26 protein-coding genes are annotated in these 26372 nt (G+C 45.5%); 21 read left to right on the forward strand and 5 right to left on the reverse strand.

Annotated features, from left to right (window positions below):
• The 9 genes from TW81_RS14350 to dinB all read left to right on the forward strand — a co-directional run bounded on the left by TW81_RS14350 (position 1) and on the right by dinB (position 7466).
• A complete protein-coding gene (locus TW81_RS14350; RefSeq protein WP_045956415.1) occupies positions 1–1245 on the forward strand; it encodes an NADH:ubiquinone reductase (Na(+)-transporting) subunit B in 1245 nt (414 codons plus the stop codon).
• Positions 1235–2005, forward strand: a complete 771-nt coding sequence (locus tag TW81_RS14355) for a Na(+)-translocating NADH-quinone reductase subunit C (protein ID WP_045956416.1) — start codon at positions 1235–1237, stop codon at positions 2003–2005. Before TW81_RS14350 ends, TW81_RS14355 begins: the two co-directional genes overlap by 11 nt.
• Entirely contained in the window at positions 2005–2637 is a 633-nt protein-coding gene (locus TW81_RS14360; RefSeq protein ID WP_045956417.1) for an NADH:ubiquinone reductase (Na(+)-transporting) subunit D, read from the forward strand. Before TW81_RS14355 ends, TW81_RS14360 begins: the two co-directional genes overlap by 1 nt.
• A 7-nt stretch (positions 2638–2644) precedes the next feature.
• On the forward strand, positions 2645–3241 hold the full coding sequence (gene nqrE, locus TW81_RS14365) for an NADH:ubiquinone reductase (Na(+)-transporting) subunit E (protein WP_045956418.1): 597 nt from the start codon (positions 2645–2647) through the stop codon (positions 3239–3241).
• Positions 3242–3274: 33 nt separating this feature from the next.
• A complete protein-coding gene (gene nqrF / locus TW81_RS14370) occupies positions 3275–4498 on the forward strand; it encodes an NADH:ubiquinone reductase (Na(+)-transporting) subunit F (RefSeq protein WP_045956419.1) in 1224 nt (407 codons plus the stop codon).
• A 133-nt stretch (positions 4499–4631) separates the two neighbouring features.
• Entirely contained in the window at positions 4632–5636 is a 1005-nt protein-coding gene (locus TW81_RS14375) for an FAD:protein FMN transferase (protein WP_045956420.1), read from the forward strand.
• A 17-nt stretch (positions 5637–5653) separates the two neighbouring features.
• Positions 5654–5887 (forward strand): (Na+)-NQR maturation NqrM, encoded by a 234-nt coding sequence (gene nqrM, locus TW81_RS14380; protein WP_038174054.1) that lies wholly within the window; start codon positions 5654–5656, stop codon positions 5885–5887.
• 163 nt (positions 5888–6050) lie between these two features.
• The gene (locus TW81_RS14385; RefSeq protein WP_045956421.1) at positions 6051–6284 is read left to right on the forward strand and encodes a DUF2789 domain-containing protein; all 234 of its coding nucleotides are present in this window, start codon (positions 6051–6053) and stop codon (positions 6282–6284) included.
• Between the two features lie 114 nt (positions 6285–6398).
• A complete protein-coding gene (gene dinB / locus TW81_RS14390) occupies positions 6399–7466 on the forward strand; it encodes a DNA polymerase IV (RefSeq protein WP_045956422.1) in 1068 nt (355 codons plus the stop codon).
• Here the strand turns inward: dinB and TW81_RS14395 are convergent.
• Positions 7463–9391, reverse strand: coding sequence for a RecQ family ATP-dependent DNA helicase (locus tag TW81_RS14395; RefSeq protein ID WP_045956423.1), 1929 nt, complete (start codon positions 9389–9391; stop codon positions 7463–7465). The genes dinB and TW81_RS14395 overlap by 4 nt on opposite strands.
• Before the next feature lie 78 nt (positions 9392–9469).
• On the opposite strand from TW81_RS14395, the gene TW81_RS14400 reads away from it, so the two are divergent.
• From TW81_RS14400 to TW81_RS14410, 3 genes are all read left to right on the forward strand, one after another.
• A complete protein-coding gene (locus TW81_RS14400; RefSeq protein WP_045956494.1) occupies positions 9470–9946 on the forward strand; it encodes a GreA/GreB family elongation factor in 477 nt (158 codons plus the stop codon).
• 55 nt (positions 9947–10001) lie between these two features.
• Positions 10002–10745 (forward strand): YggN family protein, encoded by a 744-nt coding sequence (locus tag TW81_RS14405; protein ID WP_045956495.1) that lies wholly within the window; start codon positions 10002–10004, stop codon positions 10743–10745.
• Positions 10746–11005: 260 nt separating this feature from the next.
• A complete protein-coding gene (locus TW81_RS14410; RefSeq protein WP_045956424.1) occupies positions 11006–12370 on the forward strand; it encodes a sodium-dependent transporter in 1365 nt (454 codons plus the stop codon).
• A 52-nt stretch (positions 12371–12422) separates the two neighbouring features.
• Here the strand turns inward: TW81_RS14410 and TW81_RS14415 are convergent, their stop codons facing one another.
• The 4 genes from TW81_RS14415 to TW81_RS14430 all read right to left on the reverse strand — a co-directional run bounded on the left by TW81_RS14415 (position 12423) and on the right by TW81_RS14430 (position 16568).
• On the reverse strand, positions 12423–13487 hold the full coding sequence (locus tag TW81_RS14415) for a succinylglutamate desuccinylase/aspartoacylase family protein (protein ID WP_420835065.1): 1065 nt from the start codon (positions 13485–13487) through the stop codon (positions 12423–12425).
• The gene (gene rimK / locus TW81_RS14420) at positions 13474–14379 is read right to left on the reverse strand and encodes a 30S ribosomal protein S6--L-glutamate ligase (RefSeq protein WP_045956426.1); all 906 of its coding nucleotides are present in this window, start codon (positions 14377–14379) and stop codon (positions 13474–13476) included. Before rimK ends, TW81_RS14415 begins: the two co-directional genes overlap by 14 nt.
• The gene (locus TW81_RS14425) at positions 14379–14819 is read right to left on the reverse strand and encodes an ATP-dependent zinc protease family protein (protein WP_045956427.1); all 441 of its coding nucleotides are present in this window, start codon (positions 14817–14819) and stop codon (positions 14379–14381) included. Before TW81_RS14425 ends, rimK begins: the two co-directional genes overlap by 1 nt.
• Positions 14820–15095: 276 nt before the next feature.
• Positions 15096–16568 carry an aminoacyl-histidine dipeptidase gene (locus TW81_RS14430; protein WP_045956428.1) on the reverse strand — a complete coding sequence of 491 codons (1473 nt, stop codon included), beginning with the start codon at positions 16566–16568 and terminating at the stop codon, positions 15096–15098.
• A gap of 1031 nt (positions 16569–17599) precedes the next feature.
• Between TW81_RS14430 and TW81_RS14435 the strand changes: the two genes are divergently transcribed.
• The 9 genes from TW81_RS14435 (at position 17600) to TW81_RS14475 (ending at position 26319) form a co-directional block, all read left to right on the forward strand.
• On the forward strand, positions 17600–18889 hold the full coding sequence (locus tag TW81_RS14435) for an NCS2 family permease (protein WP_045956429.1): 1290 nt from the start codon (positions 17600–17602) through the stop codon (positions 18887–18889).
• Positions 18890–19127: 238 nt separating this feature from the next.
• Positions 19128–19592, forward strand: a complete 465-nt coding sequence (gene gpt, locus TW81_RS14440) for a xanthine phosphoribosyltransferase (RefSeq protein WP_045956430.1) — start codon at positions 19128–19130, stop codon at positions 19590–19592.
• 100 nt (positions 19593–19692) lie between these two features.
• Positions 19693–20940, forward strand: a complete 1248-nt coding sequence (gene frsA / locus TW81_RS14445) for an esterase FrsA (protein ID WP_045956431.1) — start codon at positions 19693–19695, stop codon at positions 20938–20940.
• 103 nt (positions 20941–21043) lie between these two features.
• The gene (gene crl / locus TW81_RS14450; protein ID WP_045956432.1) at positions 21044–21433 is read left to right on the forward strand and encodes a sigma factor-binding protein Crl; all 390 of its coding nucleotides are present in this window, start codon (positions 21044–21046) and stop codon (positions 21431–21433) included.
• Between the two features lie 165 nt (positions 21434–21598).
• Positions 21599–22732, forward strand: a complete 1134-nt coding sequence (gene proB, locus TW81_RS14455; RefSeq protein ID WP_045956433.1) for a glutamate 5-kinase — start codon at positions 21599–21601, stop codon at positions 22730–22732.
• Positions 22733–22743: 11 nt separating this feature from the next.
• Entirely contained in the window at positions 22744–23994 is a 1251-nt protein-coding gene (locus TW81_RS14460; RefSeq protein WP_045956434.1) for a glutamate-5-semialdehyde dehydrogenase, read from the forward strand.
• A gap of 103 nt (positions 23995–24097) precedes the next feature.
• Complete coding sequence (nrdR, locus tag TW81_RS14465) at positions 24098–24547, forward strand: transcriptional regulator NrdR (protein ID WP_004744882.1); 450 nt, start codon at positions 24098–24100, stop codon at positions 24545–24547.
• A gap of 12 nt (positions 24548–24559) precedes the next feature.
• Positions 24560–25666, forward strand: coding sequence for a bifunctional diaminohydroxyphosphoribosylaminopyrimidine deaminase/5-amino-6-(5-phosphoribosylamino)uracil reductase RibD (gene ribD / locus TW81_RS14470; RefSeq protein WP_045956435.1), 1107 nt, complete (start codon positions 24560–24562; stop codon positions 25664–25666).
• Positions 25667–25668: 2 nt separating this feature from the next.
• Positions 25669–26319 carry a riboflavin synthase gene (locus TW81_RS14475; protein ID WP_045956436.1) on the forward strand — a complete coding sequence of 217 codons (651 nt, stop codon included), beginning with the start codon at positions 25669–25671 and terminating at the stop codon, positions 26317–26319.
• The last annotated feature ends 53 nt before the right edge of the window (positions 26320–26372 follow it).

Raw genomic sequence — 26372 nt, forward strand, 5'->3', positions numbered from 1 at the left:
ATGGCTCTTAAAAAGTTTATTGAAGACATCGAGCATCACTTTGAGCCTGGTGGAAAGCATGAGAAGTGGTTTGCGCTTTACGAAGCAGCAGCGACTCTGTTCTACACGCCAGGTCTTGTGACAAAGAAAAGCTCGCACGTTCGTGATAGCGTTGACCTAAAACGTATCATGATCATGGTTTGGTTCGCGGTATTCCCAGCAATGTTCTGGGGTATGTACAACGCGGGTGGCCAAGCTATCGCAGCACTTAACCATATGTATGTGGGTGATCAGCTTGCAGCGGTTGTTGCTGGTAACTGGCACTACTGGCTAACAGAAATGCTTGGCGGCACTTTAGGCGCTGATGCAGGCGTTGGCAGCAAGATGATCTTAGGTGCAACATACTTCCTACCTATCTACGCGACGGTATTTATCGTTGGTGGTTTCTGGGAAGTACTGTTCTGTATGGTGCGTAAGCACGAAGTTAACGAAGGCTTCTTTGTTACTTCTATCCTGTTTGCCCTTATTGTTCCGCCAACACTTCCTTTATGGCAAGCAGCCCTAGGTATTACCTTTGGTGTTGTTGTTGCTAAAGAGATTTTTGGTGGTACCGGTCGTAACTTCCTTAACCCAGCACTAGCTGGCCGTGCTTTCCTATTCTTCGCCTACCCAGCGCAGATTTCTGGTGACGTGGTTTGGACTGCGGCGGATGGCTTCTCTGGTGCGACAGCACTTAGCCAATGGGCTCAGGGTGGTAACGGTGCGCTGCTGAATACAGTAACAGGTGCTCCAATCACTTGGATGGATGCATTCATTGGTAACATTCCTGGTTCTATTGGTGAAGTTTCAACACTGGCGCTAATGATTGGCGCAGCAATGATCGTTTACATGCGCATTGCTTCATGGCGCATCATCGCTGGTGTAATGATCGGTATGATCGCAGCGGCGACGCTGTTTAACGTCATCGGTTCAGATACTAACCCAATGTTCAACATGCCATGGCACTGGCACCTAGTTCTTGGTGGCTTTGCATTCGGTATGTTCTTTATGGCGACAGACCCAGTATCTGCTTCATTTACCAATAAAGGTAAATGGTGGTACGGCGCTCTTATCGGTGTGATGTGTGTCTTGATTCGTGTTGTTAACCCAGCCTACCCAGAAGGTATGATGCTGGCGATTCTATTCGCGAACCTGTTTGCACCTCTGTTCGACCACGTAGTTATCGAGAAGAACATCAAGCGGAGACAAGCACGCTATGGCAAGTAATAACGACAGCATTAAAAAGACGCTGGGTGTTGTTATCGGGTTGAGCCTTGTTTGTTCAATCATCGTATCAACAGCAGCCGTGGGTCTACGCGACAAGCAAAAAGCTAACGCTGTACTAGATAAGCAAACTAAGATCGTTGAAGTTGCAGGCATCGAAACTCAAGGCAAAAAAGTTCCTGAGCTATTTGCTGAGTTTATTGAACCACGCCTAGTTAACTTTGAAACGGGTGAGTTTGTTGATGGCAATGCTGCAACATACGATCAGCGTAAAGCGGCAAAAAATCCAGCTGAGTCTATCAAGCTTTCTGCAGAAGATGACAAAGCGAAGATCATTCGTCGTGCCAACGTAGGTACCGTTTACCTAGTGAAACAAGACAGTGCAATATCTAAGATCATCCTTCCAGTTCATGGTAACGGTCTATGGTCAATGATGTACGCATTTGTTGCGGTTGAAACTGACGGTAACACAGTATCTGGTATCACATACTACGAACAAGGTGAGACTCCTGGATTGGGTGGTGAAGTTGAAAACCCAGCTTGGCGTGACCAGTTTGTAGGCAAGAAGTTGTTTGATGAGAACCACAAACCAGCTATCAAGGTAGTGAAAGGTGGTGCTCCAGCAGGTTCTGAGCACGGTGTTGATGGCCTATCAGGTGCGACACTAACTAGTAACGGTGTTCAACACACATTTGACTTCTGGTTAGGCGATATGGGCTTTGGTCCATTCCTAGCAAAAGTTCGTGACGGAGGTCTGAACTAATGTCTAGTGCACAAAACATTAAAAAGAGCATTCTAGCGCCAGTATTGGATAACAACCCAATCGCGCTACAGGTTCTTGGTGTTTGTTCTGCTCTTGCAGTAACAACTAAACTAGAAACAGCATTTGTTATGACACTAGCGGTAACCTTCGTAACTGCATTGTCTAACTTCTTTGTTTCTCTTATCCGTAACCACATTCCTAACAGTGTGCGTATCATCGTTCAGATGGCCATTATCGCATCGCTAGTAATCGTGGTAGACCAAATTTTGAAAGCGTACTTGTACGATATCTCTAAGCAGTTATCGGTTTTCGTTGGTCTTATCATCACCAACTGTATCGTAATGGGGCGTGCTGAAGCATTCGCAATGAAGTCTGCGCCAGTGCCATCTCTTATCGATGGTATTGGTAACGGTCTAGGTTACGGTTTCGTTCTAATTACGGTCGGTTTCTTCCGTGAACTGCTAGGTAGCGGCAAGCTGTTTGGTATGGAAGTGCTTCCTTTACTGAAAGACGGCGGTTGGTATCAGCCAAACGGTCTGATGTTATTGGCGCCTTCAGCGTTCTTCCTAATCGGCTTCATGATTTGGGCGATTCGTACCTTTAAGCCTGAACAAGTAGAAGCGAAGGAGTAAGGTCGTCATGGAACATTATATTAGTTTGCTAGTTAAATCGATTTTCATCGAGAACATGGCACTTTCTTTCTTCTTGGGTATGTGTACATTCCTTGCCGTATCTAAGAAAGTTAAGACTTCATTTGGTCTAGGTATTGCGGTAACTGTCGTGTTAACCATTGCAGTACCCGTGAACAACCTAGTATATAACCTTGTGCTAAAACCGGACGCACTGGCTGAAGGTGTGGATTTAAGTTTCCTTAACTTCATTACCTTCATCGGTGTTATTGCAGCATTGGTACAGATCCTAGAAATGATCTTAGATCGCTTCTTCCCACCTTTGTACAACGCATTGGGCATCTTCCTACCTTTGATCACAGTTAACTGTGCGATCTTCGGTGGTGTATCTTTTATGGTCCAACGTGACTACAACTTTGCTGAATCTGTTGTTTACGGCTTCGGTTCTGGTGTGGGTTGGATGCTGGCAATCGTAGCGCTTGCAGGTATCCGTGAGAAAATGAAGTACTCTGACGTACCTCCAGGTCTACGTGGTCTTGGTATCACGTTTATCACTGCTGGTTTAATGGCGTTAGGCTTTATGTCTTTCTCTGGTGTTCAACTGTAAGTCGGGTAAACCGCAACAATTAAGGAATAGTTAATGGATATTATTCTTGGTGTCGTGATGTTTACTCTGATCGTACTGGCGCTAGTTTTAGTGATTCTTTTCGCTAAGTCTAAGCTGGTACCAACAGGTGACATTACAATTTCTGTGAACGACGACCCTAATCTGGCGATCGTTACACAACCAGGCGGTAAACTACTGGGTGCGCTAGCTGGTGCTGGTGTATTCGTATCTTCTGCTTGTGGTGGCGGTGGCTCTTGTGGTCAGTGTCGCGTAAAAATTAAATCAGGTGGTGGCGACATTCTACCAACCGAGCTTGACCATATTTCTAAAGGTGAAGCACGTGAAGGTGAGCGTCTAGCGTGTCAGGTTGCAATGAAAACTGACATGGATATCGAGCTTCCTGAAGAGATCTTTGGTGTTAAGAAGTGGGAATGTTCGGTTATCTCTAACGATAACAAAGCAACATTCATCAAAGAGCTTAAGCTGCAAATTCCAGATGGCGAATCAGTACCGTTCCGTGCGGGTGGTTACATCCAGATTGAAGCGCCTGCTCACCACATTAAATACGCTGACTTCGATGTACCACAAGAGTATCGTGAAGATTGGGACAAGTTTAACCTGTTCCGTTACGAGTCTAAGGTCAACGAAGAGACAATCCGTGCTTACTCGATGGCTAACTACCCAGAGGAAGAAGGCATTATTATGCTAAACGTGCGTATCGCTACGCCGCCGCCTAATAATCCTGATGTTCCACCAGGTATCATGTCTTCGTTCATCTGGTCTCTAAAAGAAGGCGACAAGTGTACTATTTCTGGTCCATTTGGTGAGTTCTTCGCTAAAGACACTGATAACGAAATGGTATTCGTCGGTGGTGGTGCCGGTATGGCGCCAATGCGCTCGCACATCTTCGATCAACTTAAGCGTCTGAAGTCTAAGCGTAAGATGTCTTTCTGGTACGGTGCTCGTTCTAAGCGTGAAATGTTCTATGTAGAAGATTTCGACGGTCTACAAGCAGAAAACGACAACTTCGTTTGGCACTGTGCATTGTCAGATCCAATGCCAGAAGATAATTGGGATGGCTACACAGGCTTCATCCACAACGTACTGTACGAAAACTATCTGAAAGACCATGAAGCGCCTGAAGATTGTGAGTACTACATGTGTGGTCCACCGATGATGAACGCGGCTGTTATCGGCATGCTGAAAGACCTCGGTGTAGAAGACGAAAACATTCTATTGGATGACTTCGGCGGTTAATCCACCTAAGTATCAGAATGTTATGGCTGACTCACTAGAGTCAGCCATTGTTTTTTCTAAGAACGGTAATAGTCGATGCGCTCTATTTTAGAAGCATGCGCTATTCTCGTTTAGAAATTAAGGAGTCAAACAAGTGAACAAGTGGCTTGTTGCATTCGCTTCTCTATTGGTTCTTGCTGGCTGTGAAAAACCAGCTGAGCAAGTACATTTGACGGGCCCTACTATGGGGACCACTTATAATATTAAATACATTGTTGCTGATGGCATACCGACACCGGAAGCCCTGCAAACAGAAGTCGATCGTCTGCTAGAAGAAGTAAATGATCAAATGTCGACTTATCGTAAAGACTCTGAATTAAGTCGTTTTAACCAGTTGCAATCATCTGAAGCGTTTGAAGTATCCCCACAAACGGTCACTGTGGTGAAAGAAGCGATCCGCTTGAACGGTCTGACTCAAGGTGCGTTAGATGTCACGGTTGGGCCATTGGTGAACTTGTGGGGCTTCGGCCCGGAAGCTCGCCCAGAAGTTGTTCCTAGCGATGAAGAGTTAGCGGCTCGCAAAGCGTTAACCGGTATTGAACACCTTTTCGTAGCAGGCAATACCTTAAGTAAAGATATTCCCAACCTATATGTTGATTTGTCGACCATCGCAAAAGGCTGGGGGGTAGACGTTGTTGCGGACTATATTCAGTCTCAAGGGGTTGAAAATTATATGGTGGAAGTGGGTGGCGAAATGCGACTAAAAGGCTTGAACCGTGAAGGGGTTAAGTGGCGTATCGCAATTGAGAAACCCTCTGCGGATGAGCGCGCGATTCAAGAGATCATCGAGCCTGGCGATATGGCGGTAGCGACTTCCGGTGATTACCGTATCTATTTTGAGCGTGATGGCGTACGATACTCGCATATAATTAACCCGCAAACGGGTAAGCCTATCAATCACAAAGTAGTCTCTGTGACTGTGTTAGATAAATCGTCTATGACTGCGGATGGATTAGCCACAGGTCTGATGGTGCTTGGTGAGGAGCTAGGAATGCAAGTCGCCAACGAACACAATATTCCGGCCTTTATGATTGTAAAAACTGAAGATGGCTTTAAAGAGCTGGCATCGGAAGCTTACCAGCCGTTTATGAATCAATAATTTAAGAGTCTGTCATTATGAGTACATTTCTAATTACCTTTGGTGTGTTTATGGCTGTGATTGCGGCCATGTCAATCGGCTATATTATCCAGAAGAAAGTCGTCAAAGGCAGTTGTGGTGGTTTAGGCGCAGTTGGCATTGAAAAAGTATGTAACTGCCCAGAACCGTGTGATGCACGCAAAAAACGTGAAGCTCGTGAAGCTGCACGTGCTGAAAAACTGGCAGCGTGGGAAAAGGATCGCATCGCGTAAACGCAGTTATTGCTTAAATGATTTCAATGAAACCCAGCTTCGGCTGGGTTTTTTACTATCTTGAGAAAAGAATAAAATAGTTTGAAAAGGTTGGCAGTTAAAAAGGCGATTAGCGGAGCGAGGGTTATACTCTAGGATAGCGTTGACGATCAGGGAGGCGAAAATGGAATTACATCAGCACAATATGGCGGATCTATTCAATCAACTTGGCTTAGGCAGTTCATCTCAAGAAATCAAACAGTTTGTCAATAGTCATCGTCAGCAGCACAGCTCTGAGCCTTTGCACCATGCAAGCTTTTGGAATCCATCACAAGCGGCATTCTTAAAGCAAGCAATAGAGGAAGATGCCGACTGGGCTGAATTAGTTGATCAGCTCAATATCATGTTACGTGACTAGCAAGCAGTGCCTCTAAGCCCATGCGAATCCTATTCAGGGGGGGCGTGGGTGTTTGCTTGTATCGTTAAATAATTTATACTGTTTTTATATACAGCTTTTTATTGTTGAGTAATCATGGCGAGCGAGCGAATACGCAAGATAATCCATGTTGATATGGATTGCTTCTATGCTGCGGTAGAGATGCGAGACAATCCCGCTTACCGAGGTCGTCCACTTGCGGTTGGCGGTCACGAGAAACAGCGTGGTGTATTAAGTACTTGTAATTACGAAGCCAGAAAGTTCGGCATTCGCAGTGCCATGCCTACTGCGAAAGCATTGCAACTTTGTCCGCAGCTTTTAGTTGTGCCAGGCAGAATGCAGGTTTATAAAGCCGTATCGAAACAGATTAGGGAAATTTTTTCTCGCTATACCTTGCTCATTGAACCTTTGTCATTGGATGAGGCGTTTCTCGATGTCACTGAATGTACGCATTATCAAGGATCTGCAACGTTAATCGCTGAAGCAATACGGCGAGATATATGGCAAGAATTGGCTTTAACGGCTTCAGCCGGTGTCGCGCCGGTAAAATTTTTAGCCAAAGTCGCTTCAGATATGAACAAACCCAATGGTCAATATGTTATTCCTCCTGATAAAGTTCAGCAGGTGGTCGACAAGCTACCCCTTGAGAAAATTCCCGGTGTCGGCAAAGTCAGTCTAGAGAAGCTGCATCAAGCGGGTTTTTATATCGGTGAAGATATCAAGAATAGCGACTATCGTGAATTGCTGCTCAAGTTCGGTCGATTGGGTGCATCGCTATGGAACAAGAGTCACGGGATAGACAATCGTGAAGTTGTTGTTGAGCGTGAGCGGAAATCGGTCGGCGTCGAGCGCACCTTTAGTCAGAATATCACCTCTTATGAACAGTGTTGGCAGGTGATAGAAGAAAAGTTGTTTCCCGAGCTGGAAAGCCGCTTGAGCAAAGCATCGCCAGATAAAGCGATCATCAAACAAGGCATCAAGCTAAAGTTTGCCGATTTTCAGTTGACCACAATTGAACATATTCACACTGAATTAGAGTTGGAATATTTCAAACAGTTGCTGCGCGACATATTAAAGCGCCAGCAAGGACGAGAGATCCGCTTACTCGGGCTAAGTGTGATGCTGAAACCTGAAGAACAGACCAAGCAGTTGAGTTTCTTTTAGCCGTCAATTTGCTCTAGCACTTGGGCGAATGGTGTCGCTTCGAGCTTAGCGAAGCCAGATAAACCGCGCGCCTTTAGCTTGGTAAACTTGGGGGTTGCAATCCCGCACAAAAACTTAGCTTTAAGCTGTAACGAGAGCTGTTTACCCGCCCTGTCCTCAAGCTCGTTTACCCAAATCATTATCTGCTCGCGGGAATGCTGCTCATAGTTTGGTTTAGGTAAGCGAGCAATATCGCCTCGACATACACTGCAATGACCGCATTGAGAGGGCGCATTATGGTCAGCGAAATAGTTAGCTAGTCCTGCGCTCAAACATTGCTGTGACTGAAAGTAATTCAATAGGTTGTGTATTCGTTCAACATCACTACGCTCTTTGTCTTTAAACAGAGCTGATAGATGTTCGGTCAGCTCGTCAACACTTTGATTGACAGGCGTTACTTGATATACCTCAGTCATCAGTTTGCTTTCGAGCTCTATCCAGCCTTTTTCATTAAAGTAATCGAGTGCTGCAATTGCGCGTTGTCGTTCTCCTTGGAACTGCATCCACAAAGCATCAAAATCGACCTGGCACCAAATCTTTGCTTGGCTCGAGCATTCAAATAACGCAGAGACGAAATGCTGTCGCTCAGTATCAAATTGATTGATAATAAACTGCTTATCTTGAACAAACTTAAAGCGATAGTCGGCATAGTAACTGTATTTCGCGGCAATCACACCGGCCATTTCCATATACACTAATAAGGTTTTGAGTGGCAGTTGGCGAATGTTAGTCTCAGTTGAGAGTCGCGAAAGCACGACTTCCCATTGGGGGGCACTATCCAAGGCTTGCTCAAGAAGATTGCGTATATCGCTTGGTTCAGGTGTATCGCCGTAGATAAAGTTCTCAAGAGTACTCAAGCCATTTTGATTGGCGAGCAAGACACATTTTGCGGGCAAGCCATCGCGCCCGGCGCGGCCAATCTCTTGCGCATAGTTCTCGATGGACTTCGGTAGATCAAAGTGGATTACCCGGCGAATATCTGACTTATCAACTCCCATACCAAAGGCGATAGTAGCAACGATACAATCGAGTTCGCCGCGCATAAACTGATCTTGGATTGACTCACGAACGTCCGGTTTCATTCCTGCGTGATAGGCGTGGGCATTGATGCCCGCTTTGAGCAGTACTTTCGCGACAGATTCAGCGCTTTGCTGAAGCGTGACATAGACGACAGTTGGTTGCGTTGGTGCGGGGCGGATGAGTTCGAGCAGCATCTCTGTTTTGTTTTCGTCTTCGCATGGCACGACAGTTAAATCTAAGTTTGCCCGATAAAACCCCGTTACGACCACATCGCTGTCAGCAATCGAGAATTTCTCTTTCATATCATCAATTACCGCTTGGGTGGCAGTGGCAGTCAGGAGTAACGCTTGGGGAATATTGAACTGTTTTAAGTAATGAGGCAGCTTTAAATAATCGGGGCGAAAGTTATGCCCCCATTCTGAGATACAGTGCGCCTCATCAACGACCAACATGGATATTGGAACTTGAGCGATAAATTGGCGAAAGCGTTCGTTCTTAAGTCTTTCTACTGAGATCATCAGAACTTTAATCTCACCCTGACGCACTCGTTCCATCACTTGCTGTGTATCTTCACGGCTCTGGCTGGAATCAATTGAAGCGGCGGCGATATTTTTACTGTGTAAAAAAGCCAGTTGATCTTTCATCAACGCAAGCAGAGGAGAAACAACCAAGGTTAGGTGAGGTAAAATCGTTGCGGGGAGCTGATAACACAATGACTTTCCTGAACCAGTGGGAAAGATTGCCGCACACGAGCGTCCTGCGAGTATGGTTTCGATCGCCTGTTTCTGACCTGCGCGGAGATGCTCAAAGCCAAATGTCTGTTTAAGTGTTTGCTCAATGAGTGATTGGTGCGTCAAAGTGTCCATGTGGCTGTCCTGCTATTCTCTTCTCGCGTGGTCACAGGTATTCTAATGGTTATAACGAGCATGGAACATGATTTTAGTATGAATAAATTGGACTTGCGCCAAGCAATTGTGTCGTTTTTGCGTAGCAAGCTCGCGGTGGCGGTTAGTTCGGCGCAGAGAGCCATTGAGTCAGCAACGGATGAAGAAACGGTGCCCGAACATAAATATGATACGCTGGCATTAGAAGCGTCTTATCTAGCCCACGGGCAAGCGATGCGTGTTCAGGAGTGCGAGCAAGAAATACAACGTATCACCACTATGTTACTGCCAGACGCGCCCGATAAGGTCATGCTTGGAAGTCTCGTTTCATTGCTAGACGTTGACGATAAACGCCAATGTTTTTTTCTCGCGCCCTGTGCTGGTGGGTTAAAAGTCCCCCTTCAACATCACTCGATTATGCTGGTGACCTTCGATTCACCACTAGGAAAAGCACTAAAAGCCAAGAGGGTGGGCGATGAAGTCAGTTACAAGATTGGTAAAATTGACTACAACTATGAAATAGAAACTATAAGCTGACAAACCAGCGTGTAGATTTGCTATGTTAGTCATCAATGAAATGAGTGGAATGACGATGAAAAAAGTATTACTTGCCTTGCCTTTGCTGCTTTCGAGTCCAGTTTACGCTGTACAGTGTAAGGTGGATTTGGAAAATGAAATTCATCTCAATGGTGAACGATTGGAAATTGTTCAAACCAGTGGTGATAAAGCAGTGATTGATTCTGACAATAACTTACTGATTCACGGTGAAAAAATTGAACTGAGCCGTGACCAGCAACAGGCTGTTGAGCAATACCGCGATAGCTTGAATGACTATTTGCCTAGAGCGAAGCAAATAGCACAAGACGGTTTAGCGCTAGCAAATGATATTGTCGATGATGTGGCACAAAGTTTTGATGCCCCTGAAGCGTTTGAAAGTGTAAAACAAGCCATGCAGCAATTTTATGCAGACATTGAAGCTCGTTACTATCAAAACGGTGACTTGGTTCTACCTGCTGATAGTTTTGGATCCTTGAGTGAAACCTGGTCTGAAGATTTTGAAAAGGCTAAAGCGATCTTTAATGAAGAATTCATTACCAGTGCGTTCAACGCCATGTCAGAAAAAATGCAGGCAGAAAGCGGGATAAATTTAACCGAGATGGCGAACTCGATGACCGAACTCAAAGAGCGCATAGCGGAACGTTTGAAGCAGCACTCTGCTGAAGTGGAAGAGCAAACCGAAGCTTTCTGCGATTCATTGGATCAAATGGCAGAGCAAGAACAGCAATTGCACAATAAGATACCAGCTCTAAAGGATTACCAAGTTTTTACGATTTAATCTAATCGCTTTCATGGCAGTTAGTTATTTGGCAGCAACACCACGCTATCCTCGTGTTGCTGCTAATACGTTCTAGCGATCCCCACTCCCGATATTACTTTGCCTTCTTATAGATAACTTGATGTGTCAATGTTAGTTTACAAGTTTGTTTTGCTGTAGATTTGACCTGGAGCCTCTCATAACTGCTATTTATATTGTGATTGATAGTGTTTTGTATTAATGTACTAGCTAACTAGTTCATTGGTGCGAATTTAAGTGGTATGGCACAAGTAGACAACGCTCAATCAAGGGAGCATTTCGGCTCTCGTCTTGGATTTATTCTTGCCGCAGCGGGTGCCGCTGTTGGTCTCGGCAACATTTGGGGATTTCCAACTCAAGCAGCAAGTAATGGCGGTGGCGCCTTTCTGGTTGTTTATCTGCTTATGATCCTAGTCGTTGCCTTTCCTATGTTGGTGGTGGAAATGGCGATCGGACGTCATGGTCAAGCAAACCCGGTTGATAGTATGCGTTCACTAACCTCCAATCCGATGAGCCAAAAAGTCGGAGCGGCGGTCGGTTGGATTGGTCTTAGTGTGCCAAGCGCAGTGCTTGCGTTTTATAGTATCGTTGGCGGTTGGTTGATCTGTTTTTTACTCGGGGCAATCACCGACCTACTGGGTATGGAAGCAGCAACAACCTGGTTTAAAGGCTTTAGTGTAGAGCGCAATTTGTTCGGTACCATCAGCTTTTATGTGTTGACGGTATTAATTGTTCAAGGTGGGGTGAAGCAGGGTATAGAAAAGTGGTCGACACGGTTAATGCCTGCGCTATTTGCACTGTTTGCGTTGTTGTTTGTATATATCATGACGCAAAGCGGCGCAATGGAAGGACTTAAGCATTACTTGGTTCCTGATTTTGACAAGGTTATGGATCGTAAGCTGATTTTAGCCGCAATGGGACAGGGTTTTTTCTCGCTGACCATTGGCGGCTGTTCAATGCTGATCTATGGTTCGTATTTGAGTAAGAAAGAAAACCTACCCAAGATGGCAATGAACGTCACCTTGGTTGATACAGCTGTGGCGTTTGTTGCAGGTTTGGTGGTGATGCCAGCCATGTTTGTGGCAATGCAAAAAGGCGTGCAAATCTACGCGCAAGATGGCTCGCTGTTGAGTTCTGATACCTTAGTGTTCACCGTATTACCGCTAATGTTTGACAGTCTAGGCTGGCTTGGGCAGATCTTTTTAATTGTGTTCTTTTTGTTGCTGACGATTGCTGCCTTGACTTCATCAATTTCAATGCTTGAATGCCCGGTAGCTTTAGTCAGTGAACGCTTCCATACTAAACGCACCTCTACCAGTTGGGTATTGGGAGGTTTAATTGCGCTGTTTAGTGTCATTATTGTCTACAACTTTGCTGCCATGTTTGGCCTAGTGGCGATGATTGCTACGCAATATTTGCAACCGGCTGCTGCGCTGCTGTTTTGTCTATTTGGTGGCTGGGTGTGGAGTCGACACTCCAAGATAAAAGAGTTAGAGCAGGGGTGTCCTGAATTTACCCAAGGTTGGTTTGGTAAGCTTTGGCCTGCGTATGTCAAATTCGTCTGCCCGATTTTAGTGGCGACTGTTATTTGGGCATCGTTTGGTTAAACCTAATACGTAAACAAACAGCCCGCACTAAGCGGGCTGTTTTGAATTTAGGTTATGAGGGGGAGTTTATTTGACCCGTTGTGAGCGGCTCTAAATCGGCATCTGAGACTTCGCCAATAAACTCTTCTACCACTTGTGATACTTCTTGATCATCTTCTTCAAAGTAAGCTAAGTGGAAAATTGCATCGCCCTCATTAACTAACGGCAGGGTTTGTTGACCAATAACAATTCCCCCTTTACGTGCTGTAATTTCTATCTCGCTGTGACCAAGTGGGGCACTGATGTATGCCAGAACCTGTCCGCGGTTAACTTTTTCCCCGAGTGTCACCACGGTACGTAAAATGCCATCGTTTTCTGCTCGTAGCCAGCTGGTCGATTTGGCGATGACTGAGGTCGGCAATTTTTTGCGACTTTTTCGCACCATACCAATCGCCTGCATAACGCGTTTGACGCCTAAAAAGCCAGCATTGATACAGATTGGCTCAAAGCGTAACGCTTCTCCTGCTTCATAAGTGAGGACTGGAATATTGAGTCGTTCCGCTTCGCTGCGCAGTGAACCTTCTCTCAATGGAGAGTCAATGACGACAGGAGTTGCAAAGGCTTGCGCGATTCGCAGGGTTTCCGGATTACTTAGATCAGCGCGGATTTGCGGTAAATTGGTACGATGAATCGCTCCGGTGTGAAGGTCGAGAATATAGTCACAGCGCTGGGCCACTTGAGAAAAGAAAGTATGCGCCATGCGTGAGGCAAGCGAACCTTTTTCACTGCCTGGAAAGCAGCGGTTGAGATCCCGTCTGTCCGGCAGATAGCGCGATTTATGTATAAAGCCAAATACATTGACGATAGGCACAGCGATTAAGGTACCTTTGAGTTTTTTCGCGTCAATGGTGTTGATCAACTGGCGAACGATTTCGACGCCATTAAGCTCATCACCATGTATCGCCGCATTGACCATTAGAACTGGGCCTGCATTCAGACCGTTAATGATCTCCACCGGAATCGACAGTGGTGAATGGGTATAGAGCTTGGCGGATTCTAACTCTATGACCCGCCTTTCTCCCGGCGAGACAGACTCGCCGAGAAATTCAAATACACTGTTTTTTTTAACCTTTGCCACGGGTTTTCGTCCTTCTGCTCGCCGCATTTCTCTCAATAAACTCGATAATCATTCCAGCGATATCTTTGCCAGTCGCGGCCTCTATACCTTCAAGACCTGGAGATGAGTTTACTTCCATAACCAATGGACCACGCTCTGATCTTAGCAGATCGACACCTGCGACATTAAGCCCCATAATTTTAGCCGCCGCAACTGCTGTGCGGCGCTCTTCCGGCGTGATTTTCACTAAGGAAGCACTACCTCCGCGGTGAAGGTTGGAACGAAACTCGCCTTCAGCCCCTTGTCGTTTCATCGCGGCAATGACTTTGTCACCGATAACAAAACAACGAATGTCCGCACCACCCGCTTCTTTAATATATTCTTGTACCATAATGTTGGCTTTCAAACCCATAAAGGCTTCGACAACACTCTCTGCTGCTTTACGCGTTTCTGCCAGCACGACACCAATTCCCTGAGTCCCTTCGAGTAGTTTGATCACGACTGGGGCTCCGCCAACCATATCAAGCAGATCTTTTACGTCATCCGGTTTACTGGCAAAACCTGTGATTGGCATGCCGATCCCTTTACGCGACAGGAGCTGCATCGAACGCAACTTGTCACGTGAACGGGTAATGGCAACCGATTCATTGACCGGGTAAACGCCGAGCATTTCAAACTGGCGTAGTACGGCAGTGCCATAGAAAGTAACCGAGGCACCAATTCGAGGAATAATCGCGTCGAAGCCAGAGAGCTCTTCACCTTTGAAATGAATCTCAGGTTTATCCGAGTTGATATTCATATAGCAACGAAGTGCATCAACAACCTTGACCTCATGACCACGGTTTTTAGCCGCTTCAATCAAACGTTGGGTTGAATACAAGCGTGAGTTACGAGATAGAATACCAATTTTCATTATTTATTTTCCTCGAAAGGGATTAAAAACGATTCGACAGGGTCAACCGCGATACGATGGTGCATAGCGCTGCGGCCTAGTAACATTCGAAAAGCCATGTTTTCGCGATTGGTTAAGGTAATTTCGATTGGCCAGCTTTTACCACCGATGCTCAATTCAGATTCGATCACGTAGCGCAGTTCTTCGTGGCCGCCAGAATCGCGTACAACACGTTCGTCAACCACCAGAGCTTCGCACACGGTTTCTACGTCAGTATTGTGCTGAATCGGGTGGAGCCAGAAGCGAACCCACAGAGCGTCTTGCTTCTTAAAGCTCTCTACTTTGAATGCGTGTAAACAAGAGGTTTTGGCTCCGGTATCAATTTTTGCATTAATTTTCTCAATGCCAAGGTTTGGCAGGCTAAGAGTTTCTCGCCAACCAACAAGTAGCTTTTCTTTCATCGCAGTAACAATATTTAAGAGAGTATTTAAGATGCTCGAATGAGGAGAGCATCACCAACGGAACACGGTCGTTTAATGCCGAGTATCGTGCCTGAAGAGGGTAAAGAATATACCCATGGGTGCTTCAAGGCTGGCGACTGTAGCAACCATATTGAGTGTTGACTAACGAAAATAAATCACCGTTACGACAAAATAAATTTATGGTTTGTTTGTGAAAAAGAACAAAAAAGCCAGCGCGATTACGCTGGCTTTAAGGTGAGATTTGAACGGTGGTGATTACGCTTTTTCAGGAATCGCTTCTAGTAGCGCGACCATTTGTTCCCAGTATAGAGCGACAGTATCAATTTTCACTTTTTCATCTGGCGAGTGAGGGAATTTAATTGTTGGACCAAATGAGACCATATCCATGTTTGGGTAAGGTTCTTTGAACAGACCACACTCAAGACCTGCGTGAATGACCATGATGTTAGGTTTGTGACCGTAGATACCTTGGTACATATCACGGAAGATCGCCATGATTTCTGAATCTGCATCAGGTTTCCAGCCTGGATAAGCCCCAGAGAACTCAATGCTAGCACCGGCTAATTCAGCAACAGAAGCTAGTGTGCTCTCCACTTGCTGGCGGCCTGAATCGATCAATGAGCGCACTAGGCAAAGCACATTAATCTTGTTCTCTTCCGTCGTAACAACACCGACGTTGAGCGATGTTTCAACGACGCCTTCAATCTCATCACTCATGCGAAGGACACCGTTCGGACAAGCATTCAGTGCAGCGATGAAGCGCTGTTGGTCTGCCAAACAGATTGCTTGCTCATGAGTTGTAATTGCTTCGTTGAAAGAAACGATGTTGGTTTCTACTTTACCTAGTTCTTGCGTTAACAGATCAGTGTAATAGGTGAAAAGCTCGGCAAGTTTCGCTTCGTTTGCAGCAGGCAGTGCAACCGTAACAAACGCCTCACGCGGAATCGCATTACGCAGGCTACCACCGCGGAATTCGATCAGGCGTAGATCCAGCTCTCGCACGTGACCGGCAAGGAAACGCGCAATCAGTTTGTTGGCGTTGCCGCGACCGGTATGAATGTCACACCCTGAGTGACCGCCTTTTAAACCTTTCAAGATAAGTTGACGAGTAACAAAACCCGCTGGAATGGCTTCGCGCTTAATATCGAATGTCATTTGGCCATCAATACCGCCAGCGCAACCCATGTAAACTTCGCCTTCTTGTTCTGAATCAGTATTGAGAAGGATATCGCCTTCCAACCAGCCAGCTTCAAGGCCAAATGCCCCTGTCATCCCTGCTTCTTCATCAATGGTCAGTAGAACTTCAATCGGACCGTGCTGAATATCAGTAGAAGCAAGCACCGCAAGACATGACGCCATGCCGATACCGTTGTCTGAGCCAAGTGTGGTGCCTTTCGCCGTCACCCATTCACCATCAATATAAGGTTGAATCGGATCTTTTGCGAAGTCATGATCTGTGTCTTCGTTCTTTTGTGGCACCATGTCTATGTGCGCTTGAAGTACTACACCTTTCTTATTTTCCATCCCTGCGGTTGCTGGCTTTTTAATGAACACGTTGCCAGTTGTATCGCGACGAACGTTTAAACCTTGCTCTTTAGCCCAAGTAACTATGTATTGAGCAAGGGCTTCTTCGTGCTTTGATGGGTGAGGGATTGAACAGATCTTATCGAAAAACTGCCACAGTGGAGTGGGTGATAAGCTGCTAATTTCAGAATGGAATTCAGACACGGATAACTCCTTTGATGGGATAATGCCAGATTAAATGTATTTTATTTCTACTCAGGTAGGATAAAAAACCATCTTGATCATGGGGTAGTGGCGCACAGAATAGCATTCCCGCACTTAAGGGTGTAGTAAAAGCGCAGGCCAAATGTTTCGCTGTTATCACAAAATCGAGATTACGTACGGTTTTTGATGTGCATCTATACTCAATACAATCTTAATGATTGGAAAGGCTAAATTGATATTTTTGTAATTTAATTACACGATTAGGTTGTTCTTGGTCATTTTTTGAAATTTATGTGATTTTTGTCACCATTTAGCTTGTAATTAAATTTCTTTGAGGTATATTTATAACCAACTTCCAAAGCGAAGAAAAAATGCTCAAAGGATGAGTCCGAATTTATCGCCTCCAAGGAACTGAGAGATCAATACGTATAGTCTGTTTTCATTGATTTAGAAGGTGATAGTTATGAAAGGTTTACCAAGTGCAGCGTTCTGGTTAAACAACTCTGTTTACACTGGCAGCTTTACTTACCCAACAAGCTTCGGTTACTAAGCCACTGCTTGTTACTCTCGAACAGTTTGTTCACCCCCTATTATTGGAATTTTTTTACAGCTTATTGTTAGCTGAAGTGATTCAACCGCCACTCAATTTGAGTGGCGTTTTTTTATCTAACGCAAATTGTGTTCATAATTTGCTCACCAACCCTAAGGTTTTTCATCCTAGCTCAATGCTTGCCAATTTATTCGCATAAATTCATATCAAGAAGAGGCAAATTAACTTCTTTGTGCCTGAAAGTTTGCAACATGGTACAAAAAATCCACTTTTTTAAACATTACGTTTATTTTTTGTTAGTTACTGATAAATAAAGCCTTATCTATATCCTATTTCAAATGTAATCGATTGAATAACTTAGTTGTCGTTAGAAATATTATTTAGAGTCTTAATTCTATCTGGAATTTACTATTTGATGACTTTATAATTCGTGCCAATCGATTACGCAACCGTTTACTTTTTACCTCTTTAGGATTCGATCATGTTCGAAAAACTGTTCAAACTCAGTGAGCACGGCACAAACGTCAGAACTGAAATTATCGCGGGTATCACTACTTTCCTGACGATGGCTTACATTATTTTTGTTAACCCTGCGATGCTAGCTGATGCAGGCATGGACAAAGGCGCTGTTTTCGTTGCGACCTGTCTTGCTGCGGCTATTGGCTGTTTCATTATGGGTTTTGTCGCCAATTACCCGATCGCATTGGCGCCTGGTATGGGTCTAAACGCCTTTTTCACCTACGGTGTCGTACTTGGCATGGGACATACATGGCAAGTTGCTTTGGGTGCGGTGTTTGTGTCCGGTATTATTTTTATGGCATTGAGTGTGTTTAAGATCCGCGAATGGATCATTAACTCGATTCCAATGTCACTGCGCACGGGTATTTCGGCGGGTATTGGTTTATTCCTCGCGTTCATTGGTCTGCAGAACTCAGGCATTGTTGTTGATAATCCAGCGACTTTAGTTGGCCTTGGTCATATCACAGGTCTTCAGCCTGCATTGGCTGCACTTGGCTTCTTCCTGACGATTGGTTTGGTTTATCGCGGCGTTCGCGGCGCTGTGATGATTGCCATCTTAATTATTACTGCGCTTGGTTTGGTTATTGGTGACGTGCAATGGGGTGGCGTTATGTCGACACCTCCGAGTATTGCCCCGACATTGTTGGAAATGAACATTGTTGATGTATTCGAAGTGGGCATGATCTCTGTGGTTTTCGCATTCTTGTTTGTTGATTTATTCGATACCGCGGGCACCTTAGTCGGCGTCGCGACCAAAGCGGATTTAATCAAAGAAGATGGCAAATTGCCGCGTTTGAGCAAAGCACTGCTAGCGGATTCAACGGCAACATCTGTGGGTGCGATGCTAGGTACTTCGAGCACAACCTCTTATGTTGAGTCTACTGCTGGCGTTGCTGCGGGTGGCAGAACCGGTCTTACTGCTGTCGTGGTTGGTGTTTTATTCCTTTTAGCACTCTTTTTCTCACCACTAGCGGGTATGATTCCTGCGTATGCAACCGCAGGTGCGTTATTCTACGTCGCTATCTTGATGATGTCTGGTTTGGTCAGTATCGATTGGCGTGATCTAACAGAAGCTGCACCTGTTGTCGTGACATGTTTGCTGATGCCACTAACTTACTCTATCGCAGAAGGTATTGCGCTGGGCTTCATCTCTTATGCCGCAATTAAGTTACTCAGTGGTCGCGGCCGTGAAGTTTCTGTGAGTGTATGGGTATTGTCAGCTGTGTTCATCATCAAGTATTTGGTGGCTTAATACTCGCTTGTAATATTATTCGTTAAATTACAGCAACAGCATTATTTTTCGCCATAGCAGGGTATCTGCTATGGCGATTATTTTTGTAAAACAGAGAAATTCGCCATTGGTATTGTATAGCGCCTGCGTTAAAATAAACGTTTGCGTAGCTTTTCCCCCACATTGTCTTTTTGCAATCGTCCGTTAACGCGTGACGTGTTGAGGGGATGCAGATTTTAAAAACTATTAGGTTATTACAATGAGTAAAAAATTCATTATCACTTGGGACCAAATGCACACACTTTGTCGTGAATTGGCAGAAAAACAAATGCCAGCTGAGCAATGGAAAGGTATCTGGGCGGTAAGTCGTGGTGGTCTGGTTCCAGGCGCTATTTTGGCGCGTGAGCTTGGTATTCGTCATGTCGATACCATCTGTATCTCTAGCTACGACCACGACCACCAACGTGATATGACGGTTGTCAAAGCGCCTGAAGGTGACGGTGAAGGCTTCCTGATCGTTGAAGACCTAGTAGACAGTGGTGATACGGCACGTAAGTTACGTGAAATGTACCCGAAAGCGAAATTGATTGCGGTTTGTGCTAAGCCAGCAGGTGTTGAATTGCTTGATGATTATGTTGTCGATATTGCGCAAGATACATGGATTGAACAGCCTTGGGACATGTCAATTCAGTACGTTGAACCAATCAACCGCAAACAAAAGTAGTGAATTGAGCCATATCGATGCACATTCTTGATAAATGACCCTTTCTTGGGTCATTTTTTTTATTACTATTGAGTAAATGTCATTATTTAGGTCGTAACCTATGTCTGAGGAAGTCAGTAAGAACCTCTCCGAGTCACTGTTTACCAATCATAAGCAAGCCAAAGAGACATCGGCACTCACGCAATATATGCCCACTAGCCAAACGTTTTTGGAGCAAAAGCGCGAAGAAGATGGTTACAAGTGGTATCGCAACTTGCGCCGAATGCAGTGGTCGTGGCAAGGGCTAGACCCGATTGAAATTGAAGCTGTTTTAGCAAAGATTGCCGCGTCAAAGCACTCTCGTACTCATGATGACTGGTTAGATACCGTCATGGGGTATCACAGTGGAAACTGGACGTATGAGTGGATAAAGCTGGGTATGTTGCATCAACAGCGCTCTGCCAAACTGAAAGGTGAAGAGGCGGCTGATGAAATGTTTAATGCGTCGTTATGCTTCAGTATTGCCGGATACCCACATCTAAAGAACGACAACCTAGCGACTCAAGCTCAAGTGTTGGCGAGCAGTGCCTATACCGAAGCGAGCAATAAAACCAAATACATAATTAAGCGCATTGAGGTTCCTTACCAACGTAAATCGATCGTCGCTCATTTGCATCTCACTAGTACTGAAAAACCTCAGCCGGTTGTTATGGTCAGTGCTGGGTTAGATAGCTTGCAAACGGACATGTGGAATCTATTTAGAAACTACCTAGCAGAAAAGAATATCGCGATGTTAACCGTTGATATGCCTTCGATTGGTCACAATACTCATTGGAACCTTACTGAAGATACGTCGTGTCTTCATCAGGCGGTATTGAACGAGCTGCGTAGCATTCCATGGGTAGATCACCACAAAGTCGGTCTGATCGGTTTTCGCTTTGGTGGCAACGCGATGGTGCGTTTATCCTTTATGGAACAAGATAAGATCAAAGCTTGTGTGTCTCTGGGTGCTCCTATTCATGATGTTCTCTCTTCACCTGCTAAATTGAAAAAAATGCCGCAAATGTACCTTGATGTTTTGGCGTCAAGAATTGGTAAAAATACGGTCGATATTAGTAGCTTATCTGGTCAACTTATGGCGTGGTCACTCAAGGTTCAGGGGATCTTAGGCAGCCGCAAGACTCGTGTGCCGATACTGGCGATGAGTTTAGAAAACGATCCCATTTCTCCGCATAGCGATAACCAGCTAGTGGCGCTGTTCAGCGACTACGGTAAAGCGAAGAGAATTAGTTCCAAGACGATTACACAAGGATATGAGCAATCCCTCGATTTAGCGATCAAGTGGTTGGAGGAGGAGCTAATTAGATGACATTTCGACTAATTTAGACAACACTTAACTATACGGGTTACCCAGACTTCTTAGTCCTGAGTGGCGCGTTACAATAATAAGTTAATGAATATGGAGATTCATTATGTCTGAACAGACGAAAGGTCCGACCCATTACCGTTTACTGTCGACGCTTAGAGCCATTGGTCCTTATTTGCGCGAAGTGCAATGTAAGGAAGATGCGTATTTATTTGATTGTTTGTCAGTATGCGTCAATGACAAAAAATCCCCTGAGCAACGCGAATTTTGGGGCTGGTGGTTAGAACTAGAACGAAATGGTGAAGTGTTTGAGGCTCGCTATCGTTCAGGTCTTTATGACGCCAGCGGGGAGTGGCAAGAAAAAGCGCTACCAAAAAAATCTATCCAAGATGTCACTCGAACTCAAGAAGCTTTCCATCAGAAACTGGTCAAAACACTACAGAGTGAATTTGAAATTTCAGTAGAGATGCATGAAGAATCTGTCGAATTCGTCTAATTTCTTTTACTTATCATTTTTCTGATACAAAAAGGCGCTATATAGCGCCTTTTCTGCTTGTTAAATTATCAGTAGATTGCTAAAACATCAGGTCCAATCAATCATTTTCGCCCCAAATGGCGAGTGTTGATTGTGTCGAATTTTATTTTTCATAGTAGAAAGGCAATGACTAAACAAAGCGGAAATGCATCTCAGTCGAAAACTGTGGTGGTTAAACTAGGTACGAGTGTTTTAACAGGTGGAACATTGGCGTTGGATCGCGCTCACATGGTTGAGTTAGTGCGTCAATGTGCTGAGCTTAAAAAACAAGGCCACTCAGTGGTCATGGTTTCGTCAGGCGCGATTGCGGCAGGGCGCGAACACCTAGGTTACCCCGCACTGCCCAATTCTATGGCAAGTAAACAACTCCTCGCTGCGGTAGGACAAAGTCAATTGATTCAAACTTGGGAATCTTTGTTTGCTATCTATGGACTAAAAATCGGCCAGATGCTGTTGACGCGTGCTGATCTAGAAGATCGTGAGCGATTTTTAAATGCGCGCGACACCATTAATGCTTTGGTCGAGCACGATATTATTCCGGTCGTTAATGAAAACGACGCCGTTGCAACTAGTGAAATCAAAGTGGGTGATAACGACAACCTTTCTGCTCTGGTGGGGATTTTGTGCGGTGCAGATAAACTCTTATTGCTCACAGATCAAAAAGGGTTGTTTACCGCAGATCCGCGTAAAGACCCAAACGCTGAATTGATCAAAGAAGTCAAAACCATCGACGATACTTTGCGTAAGATTGCCGGTGGAAGTGGCACCACACTAGGCACTGGTGGTATGGCGACTAAGCTGCAAGCGGCCGACATTGCTCGCCGTGCGGGAATCGAAGTCATTATTGCTGCGGGAAGCGCGCCAAACGTCGTATTTGATTCACTGGGCGATCAGCCACAAGGCACGCGATTCTTGCCATGTGAAGAGGCATTAGAAAACCGTAAGCGTTGGATTTTGGCAGGCCCAGCGGCGTCTGGCGACATCGTGATTGATGATGGCGCGGTTAACGCTGTGATTGGCAAAGGCAGTAGCTTGCTCGCCAAAGGTTTAACCAAAGTCAGCGGTCATTTTGCCCGTGGAGATGTGGTTCGTGTCACCGATAGCAAAGGCACTTTAATTGCGCGTGGGATTGCCAGCTACTCGAGCCAAGATATGGCGAAAATCGTCGGCAAACACAGTAAAGACATTATTGGGATTTTAGGTTATGACTACGGTAATGAAGTGCTTCACCGTGATGATATGGTCGTAATCCAAGAGTAAGGAAAGAGAACGTGGAATTGATTTCAATGGGTATGGCTGCCAAAGAGGCGGCTTTCCAATTAGCAACAGCGTCAACGGCGCAAAAAAACCAAGCTCTGGCGATTATTGCTGATGAATTAGAAGCGAATGCGGAAACTATTCTAGCCGCGAACGCCAAAGATATCGCTAAAGGGCGCGAAGCGGGTCTGACTGAAGCACTGCTTGACCGATTGCTGCTTAACCAAGAGCGCTTAGCTGGTATCGCGAATGATGTGCGTAATGTGATTACTCTTAACGATCCTGTCGGGAGTGAACTCGACGGTAAAGTGTTAGAAAATGGCATGTCGTTATCTCGTCGCCGTGTGCCACTTGGTGTGGTTGGTGTGATATACGAAGCACGTCCTAACGTCACCATCGACATCGCGGCGCTGTGTCTTAAAACCGGTAACGCGAGTATCTTGCGTGGCGGTAAAGAGACCTTCTTCTCCAACATGGAGCTGGTTAAGGTGATTCAGTCCGCATTGGCCAAAGCAAAACTTCCTGCCGCATCGGTACAATACATCGAAAAACCAGATCGCGAGCTTGTATCTCAACTACTTAAACTGGATGACTATGTGGATATGATCATCCCGCGTGGTGGGGCAGGCTTGCACAAAATGTGTAAAGAAAACAGCACTATTCCGGTCATCATTGGTGGCTTTGGTATCAGCCACATTTTTGTTGATGAGAGTGCCGATCTTGCTAAGTCTTTGGCCGTGGTTGAAAACGCTAAAGTTCAGCGTCCATCGGCCTGTAACTCATTAGATACTTTACTGGTTCACGAAACAGTAGCGCCTGAGTTTTTACCTATGCTAGCGGAACGTTTAACGGATAAGGTTACTCTGGTTGCAGAACCAAAAGCGAAAGCACTGCTGAGTAATGCAAAAGAATTGCGCGATGCGGGCGAAGGTGACTTTGATACCGAGTGGTTGAGTTTTACCTTAGGCGTAAAAGTTGTTGCCGATGTGGCAGAGGCGATTGAGCATATGCGCGTGCATAATGCGAGTCACTCCGATGCGATCATGACCAACAGCTTAGAAAATTCAGAACGATTTATTAACTCAGTCGGTTCTGCCGCTGTGTATGTTAATGCTTCGACGCGCTTTACCGATGGCGCTCAGTTTGGACTCGGTGCCGAAGTCGCGGTTTCTACGCAAAAGCTGCATGCGCGTGGGCCGATGGGTTTGGAAGAGTTAACCAGCTATAAATGGGTCGGCAAAGCCAACTACTTGTCGCGTAGTTAACAAATCTAGCTAAACATTGATTGAAAAGGGGCTAACAAGCCCCTTTTGCTTTTGCGCGCTTTGTTTAATCCGGTAAACTGTCATTCACTAATATGGAGGTGATATGCATTGTCCTTTTTGTTCTGAGAATGACACCAAAGTGATCGATTCTCGTTTGGTTGCTGATGGTCATCAGGTTCGTCGCCGTCGTCAATGTTTGGCGTGTAGTGAGCGCTTCACAACCTTTGAAACCGCTGAGCTGGTGATGCCGAGGGTGATTAAATCTAACGGCAACCGTGAACCGTTTAATGAAGACAAGATGGTTGGTGGTCTGCAACGCGCTTTGGAGAAAAGACCAGTCAGTGCCGATGCTGTCGATGTTGCGATCAGTTTGATCAAGTCGCAACTGCGCGCGACAGGTGAACGAGAAGTGCCGAGTGAAATGATCGGTAACCTAGTTATGGATCAGCTCAAAGAATTGGATAAGGTTGCCTACATTCGTTTTGCTTCTGTGTATCGAAGCTTTGAAGATATCCGAGAATTTGGCGAAGAGATCGCTCGCTTAGAGGATTAAAAACGAATTGCAATGACCACTTTTACCCCCCAGGATTTTCAGATGATGTCGCGTGCCATTGAATTGGCAAAAGGCGGCATCTTTACCACTGCACCTAACCCGAATGTTGGCTGTGTCATCGTCAATAACGGTGAGATTGTCGGTGAAGGTTTTCACTTTCGAGCGGGTGAGCCGCATGCGGAAGTTCATGCGCTACGAATGGCTGGTGAAAAAACGCTTGGCGCCACGGCTTATGTCACGCTAGAACCTTGCTCCCACTATGGACGTACACCACCTTGTGCTGAAGGGCTCATCAAAGCCAAAGTCGCAAAAGTGATCTGTGCAATGCAAGACCCCAATCCACAAGTGTCTGGGCGCGGTATTCAAATGCTACGCGACGCAGGGATTGAGGTTGAGGTAGGGTTACTTGAGCAAGATGCGCTTGCGCTAAATCCGGCGTTCATTAAAAAAATGAAAACCGGGATGCCGTTTGTACAATTGAAACTGGCGGCCAGCCTTGATGGCCAAACTGCATTAGCCAATGGTGAAAGTCAGTGGATTACCTCACCCGAGGCTCGTCGAGATGTGCAAAGGTTTCGTGCTAAGAGTGGTGCAATCCTCTCGACGAGTAAAACGGTAATAGACGACAATGCGTCACTCAATGTGCGCTGGGACGAGTTGCCAGACAGCGTGCAGTGTCTTTACCCGCAAAAGGATTTACGCCAACCTACCCGAGTAATTTTGGATCGCCAGCAGCAACTGACCCCAGAGCTAAAACTATTTTCCACTCAAGGGCAGCGGCTGATTGTTTCTCCGAGCGGAGATATCTCACCTAGCTTGAATAGTTCGCAGCAAATTGATTTAGCCTCAATGTTAAAAGTGCTGGCTGAACAGCATAATATCAATCATGTCTGGGTTGAGGCGGGGGCGACCTTGGCGAGCAGCCTGATCAAACAAAACTTGGTCGATGAGCTGGTCGTCTATCTAGCGCCTAAAATTATGGGCAGTGATGGGCGTGGTTTGCTTGGCGCTTTAGGCCTAGAATCCATGGCACAGGTTATCGAACTCGATATTAAAGATGTAAGACAAGTGGGCAAAGATCTTCGTATCATTGCCACTTTAAACCAAAAAGAATCGTAATCATGTTTACAGGTATTGTAGAAGCAGTCGGAACCTTAACTGCGATAACGCCAAAAGGCGAAGACATCAGCGTGACTGTTGAGGTTGGCAAGTTGGATATGTCAGACGTAAAACTCGGTGACAGCATTGCCACCAATGGAGTTTGCCTGACTGTTGTTGACTATAGCGCAACCAGCTACAGCGCTGACCTTTCATTGGAAACCTTGCAAAAAACCGGCTTTGCTGATTATCAGGCAGGTGACAAGGTCAATTTGGAAAAAGCGATGTTGCCGACAACCAGGCTTGGAGGTCACATTGTGTCTGGCCACGTCGATGGTGTGGGCGAAATCGTTGAACGCAATATGGTCGGTCGGGCGATTGAATTTTGGGTCGCGATGCCGAGTGAAATTAGCAAGTATGTTGCAGAAAAGGGCTCAATTACTGTCGATGGCATCAGCTTGACGGTCAATGATTTACGTAAGAACGCATTTAAGTTGACTATAGTCCCTCATACTAGTGAGGAAACGACCATTGCTGATTTCCATGTCGGACGTAAAGTGAATCTCGAAGTTGATGTGCTAGCGCGCTATATGGAGCGACTGTTAACCAGTCAACAGCAGCAACCTGAGTCTCGTATTACGATGGACTTTTTACAGCAAAACGGTTTTGCATAATAAAAGCAGTGCCGATACATTTATTCGCACAAGCTAGAACAATAGGAATACCA

This window comes from Vibrio galatheae (genome assembly GCF_000967545.1).
GTDB classification, from domain to species: Bacteria; Pseudomonadota; Gammaproteobacteria; order Enterobacterales; family Vibrionaceae; genus Vibrio; species Vibrio galatheae.